Genomic DNA, 4,728 nt, shown 5'->3' with positions numbered 1-4,728 from the left:
ACACTAAATTATATAAAATTACACATAATATAAAATAAAAATTATTCGGAATAATTTTGTGAAAGAAGAGATAGTCTTTATCAAAAGAAAAAAGGTACTAAATAGTACCTTTAAATCTTTTTGATTATAAGTTGATCAAGGGGTAGCTTAGGAACAAAGTGCCTATAGTTGTGGTTTCCTAAACTTTCTCTCCAATACTTCATATTTCCATTTTCGACCTCTGTTAAAATAACCTCATCTGTTGGTACTCCTATTGGCATGACAAAAAGTGGAATATACTCTTTTGAGATGTTTAACACCTCTAAAATCTCATCTTTTTTCACTGGTTCCATAAAATTAACTCCATATCCCAATGATGTAGCTATTAATTTCATGTTCTGAAGGGCTATACCACAATCAGCATATATAAAATTCAATGGTAGCTTAGGTGGATTATCTGTAAATACAACTATATATGCTCCAGGAGCTTCATTTTCAGTAGGTTTCCACTCTATTTGACTAGCCCAAACAACATCTTTAAAAAGTTGAGAACAGATATTTTTATCATTTACCAAAACATACCTTAAAAACTGTTTGTTAGCACCAGCAGATGAAAAATGAGCTCCTTCAATAATTTTCATTAAATCGCTCATTGGAACACTAAAACTTTTAAAGCTTCTATGAGAACGAGCTTTTTTTATTAAATCTAAAATTTCCATTGTAATCCTCCATAAAATTTTAATTAAATATCTGTTAAATAAAGTCATTTTGTAATCTTTTCAATGGTTATCTATCACTTCCTTTTTTAGAAATAAAATTTAGTAGAAAGATTTTCATATATGGGGTAAAATATAGAGTAAAAAATAGCAATAGCTATTTTATGGAGGTATAAATGAAAAGTCGTTTTGAGCAAAGAGTTATTAAACTCTCTATTCTAATAACTTCGCCTTTGCTAATACTCCTTATAGGAATAATAACTTACACTGAAATTAACAATGAAACTAGTAGAGTAAAGAGAAGTTTGAGTGAAGTAGCTCTTGAAATATCCAATACCAAGTTTGTAAAGGATTCAATAATTAATAGTAATTTTAATCTACAAAAATATGCTGATGTTTTCGTAGATAATAATCAAGATGTGGATATTGTGGTTATAGCTGATAAAAACAAACGTCGTTTTAGTCATCTTGATCCAAGTAAAGTTGGAGAGATTTTTGGAACTAAAGATAGTGAAGAGGTTTTTAAAAATAAAAAGGGATATTTTATAATAACTAAAGGATCTCAAGGTTTAACATACAGAAGATTTGAGCCTATAATTAAAAATAAAGAAATTATAGGATTTGTTATGGTTGGAAAGCTCTTTAATATTTTTAGACACACCATTTTTTTAATTTTACTTAAAATTTTATTACTTGCTTTTGGAAGTTCAGTTTTTATTTTTATAAGCTCTAGAGTTTTCGCTAAAAAAATAAAAAAAGAGATGTTAAATTTAGAGCCTGAAGAGATCACAAACCTCTATATAAATACTAAAAGCCTTGTGCAGCAACAAGCGGCAATTATTGACAATATTCATGAAGGTGTAGTAGTTTTAAACTCCTCTTTGAAGATATTAAATATAAATAAAAAAGTGTTTGAAATTCTTCATGATTTTGATATTGATCTTTTTATAAAAAGATTCAATGATGTTTTTCATGAGAAAAAAAATGTCTATTTTAAAGAGATAAAAATAGGTCATGAAAAAGTGTTTGTCAGTATAATCCATCTTTTAGAGGATGAAAATCATCTAGGAGTTATCATAACATTTTATAAACATTTAGAAATTATAAATTTAGCTAAAGAACTTACAAGTATAAATAATGTAATAACTGGTTTTAGAGAGAATAATCATGAGTTTAAAAATCAGCTTCAAGTAATTTCTGGACTAATCCAATTAAAAAAATATGATTTAGTTCAGGAATATATGAAAAATTTAGAGAATAGCAATATGAAAATTTTAACCGAAATTGCTAACATCTCTGACTACTATATTCTAGGAATTTTAGTAGGAAAATTTAGTGTTATAAAAGAAAAAGGTATCAATTTTACTATTGATCAAGACTCTATTTTATTTAAAGAGCATGGTTCTATTACTTCTCTTGATATTATAACTATTGTATCTAATCTTTTAGAAAATGCAATTGAAGCCTTAGAGAAAGTGAAAATAGATAACAAAAAAATAGAACTTCTTTTACTAGAGGATAAAGATTCTATTCAAATTACAGTTTTTGACAATGGTTTAAAAGTTGATCCTAGTATAAAAAATAAAATGTTCCAAAGGTATATCTCCTCTAAAGGAAAAAATCGTGGTATTGGGTTAGCTCTTGTAAAATCTAAAATTGAACTTTACAATGGACAATTTATTTTAGAAGAGGTTGACGAGGGAAAATACTTTACAATCATATTAAATAAGGAGAATAAAGATGTATAAAGTACTAATTGTTGAAGATGATCCTATGGTTGCATCTATAAACAGTATTTTTTTAGAAAAATATAGTAACTTAGAAGTTATTAATATAGTAAAAACTGAAGAGGAAGTTTTTGAAAATCTTGAGAAATATTCTATAGACCTGATTTTATGTGATGTTTATTTAGGTGAAAGCAACGGAATTGAGATTTTAAAAAAAATTAGAAATAAAGGTATTTTAACAGACATCATTTTTATTACAGCTTTAAATGAATCAAATAAAATCAAAGAAGCTGTTGCTTTTGGTGCTATAGACTTTCTGATAAAACCATATAGTCAAGCTAGATTAGATGCTGCTATCAGCAAATTTTTAAAGAAAAATGAGCTACTTATAAAAGCTACTATGGGGCAAGAGGAGTGTGATGAGTATTTCTCTTCTGACTCTAATCAAACTGAGTTTCCAAAAGGAATAAATGAAAAAACTTTAGAAAAAATTGAATTATTTTTAAGTGAAAATAGAAAAAAATGGTGGAATGCCAATAAACTTTCTGAAGAACTTAGCATAAGTACTGTAACTTTAAATAAATATCTAAAATATTTAGTTTCTATAAATAAGTTGACTGTTAACACCTCTTATGGTGAAGTTGGAAGACCTGAAAATTTTTATAAATACCATAATTAATAAAAAACCACTAGTTAATTCTAGTGGTTTTTGCGTATAAAAATTAATTTTTAGACTTAAAGTATAAATGAGATTAAGAAACTCAGTGTCACTATTGAAAAAATTGTTCCTAATATTGTAGAACTAGAACTTTCAACCTCTGAAACTCCATATTTTAATCCAAACATTGTAGAGATTGTTGCTGTTGGCATAGCACAAAGCAGTAAAATCTCTTTTGCCATTATTCCCTTTAGATGGAATAATACAATTAATCCACTCATAATAATAGGCTGTAAAATATTTTTCATAAAGATGTTGAAATAAACTTGTCCTGATAAAACAACTCTGTAGCTTGCCATAATTAATCCTAGAGAAAATAGTGAAACCCCTGATGTACTTTTTCCTATAAGTTCAAAAGAATGGAAAACCACTTTTGGGATTTCTATATGGAAAACTGAACAAAGTAATCCTAGAATAGGTGCTATTATCAATGGTTTTTTAATACAATTGATCAAGCTTGATTTTATTATTTTCATTGGACTTGCCGAAGCATCTTTTGACTCTAAAATAATTGTTGTTATTGGAATCATAAATATACTTGTTATAACATTTCCAATAGCAACAGAGATTAATGCTTCTGGTCCTATTAAAGATGTTAAAACTGGAATACCCATAAAGGCCATGTTTGGAAAAGCACAAACAATTGATCCTTGAGCTGCTTTTCTTGAATCATATTTGAATATATGTTTTTGTATAATAAATGAAATCACATATAACCCCATTAAAGCTAAAGCAAAAGATGAAATTATTCTAACATCTAAAAGAGTTTTAGGATTAGCTTTAGCACTTCCAATAAATAAGTGTAATGGAAAACTGAACATCATTACATAGTCTGCAAAAGCCTTTTTATGCTCTATTGATACTATATTCTTTTTTCCTGAAAACCACCCTAAGGCGATTACAAAAAACACTGGCACAATAGAATCTAATATTGTATCTAACACATTAAAACCTCACTTGTATTTTATTTTTAAATTTTATTTTTTTACTAAATCTGAAATAGCTTTCGCTACTGTTTCTGCAACTCTTGGGTCAAATGGACTTGGAATTACATACTCTGTTGATAACTCTTCATCTGTGATAAGATTAGCTATTGCTTGAGAAGTTGCAAACTTCATCTCTTCAGTTATTTTTTTAGCTCCACTTTCTAAAGCACCTTTAAATAACCCTGGGAATGCTAATACATTATTAATTTGATTTGGATAATCAGATCTTCCTGTTCCAACTATTTTAGCTCCTGCTGCTAAAGCTTCCTCTGGCATAATTTCAGGTGTTGGATTTGCCATTGCAAAAATTACAGAATCCTTGTTCATCTCTTTTACCATTTCAGGTTTTAAAAGTCCTGGTGCTGATACTCCAATAAATATATCTGCTCCTTTTATAGCTTCTTTTAATCCACCTTTTAGGTTTTCTTTATTTGTAATCTCTGATAACTCTTTAGTTAAGAAGTTATATTCTCTATTTTCATCGTCTCTAGCAATAATTCCATCAATATCAATAGCTAAAATATCAGCTACATCTAATTTTTTAATCATTTTAATTATTGATGATCCAGCTGCTCCAGCTCCACATACAACAACTTTTGCTT

The 4,728-nt window shown here is 27.9% G+C and carries 5 protein-coding genes; 2 read left to right on the top strand and 3 right to left on the bottom strand.

The genetic code is table 11. From position 1 onward, the window contains the following. Positions 1 to 110: 110 nt before the first annotated feature. Positions 111 to 698: a nitroreductase family protein gene (locus Q0V08_RS10790; RefSeq protein ID WP_297434657.1), complete on the bottom strand. Its 588-nt coding sequence runs from the start codon at positions 696 to 698 to the stop codon at positions 111 to 113. A 173-nt stretch (positions 699 to 871) separates the two neighbouring features. On the opposite strand from Q0V08_RS10790, the gene Q0V08_RS10785 reads away from it, so the two are divergent. Next, on the top strand, positions 872 to 2,443 hold the full coding sequence (locus Q0V08_RS10785) for a GHKL domain-containing protein (protein WP_297434655.1): 1,572 nt from the start codon (positions 872 to 874) through the stop codon (positions 2,441 to 2,443). Then, complete coding sequence (locus Q0V08_RS10780; RefSeq protein ID WP_257163583.1) at positions 2,436 to 3,101, top strand: response regulator; 666 nt, start codon at positions 2,436 to 2,438, stop codon at positions 3,099 to 3,101. Before Q0V08_RS10785 ends, Q0V08_RS10780 begins: the two co-directional genes overlap by 8 nt. A gap of 56 nt (positions 3,102 to 3,157) precedes the next feature. Here Q0V08_RS10780 and Q0V08_RS10775 read toward each other — a convergent pair whose 3' ends face one another. Both Q0V08_RS10775 and Q0V08_RS10770 read right to left on the bottom strand, forming a co-directional pair. After that, entirely contained in the window at positions 3,158 to 4,084 is a 927-nt protein-coding gene (locus tag Q0V08_RS10775; protein ID WP_297434653.1) for an AEC family transporter, read from the bottom strand. Between the two features lie 33 nt (positions 4,085 to 4,117). After that, positions 4,118 to 4,728, bottom strand: a 611-nt coding sequence (locus Q0V08_RS10770; RefSeq protein ID WP_297434651.1) for an NAD-dependent malic enzyme, incomplete at its 5' end; no start/stop codon positions are given.

The sequence above is a fragment of the uncultured Cetobacterium sp. genome (assembly GCF_947038635.1).
Classification (GTDB): Bacteria; Fusobacteriota; Fusobacteriia; order Fusobacteriales; family Fusobacteriaceae; genus Cetobacterium_A.
Note: the sequence above shows the minus strand (reverse complement) of the source record. Positions and strands in the feature narration are given on the sequence as shown.

What these genes read in the sequence shown, in the direction of transcription:
- Q0V08_RS10790 (WP_297434657.1), bottom strand. Translation starts at nt 698, where the DNA reads ATGGAAATTTTAGATTTAATAAAAAAAGCTCGTTCTCATAGAAGCTTT.
- Q0V08_RS10785 (WP_297434655.1), top strand. Translation starts at nt 872, where the DNA reads ATGAAAAGTCGTTTTGAGCAAAGAGTTATTAAACTCTCTATTCTAATA.
- Q0V08_RS10780 (WP_257163583.1), top strand. Translation starts at nt 2,436, where the DNA reads ATGTATAAAGTACTAATTGTTGAAGATGATCCTATGGTTGCATCTATA.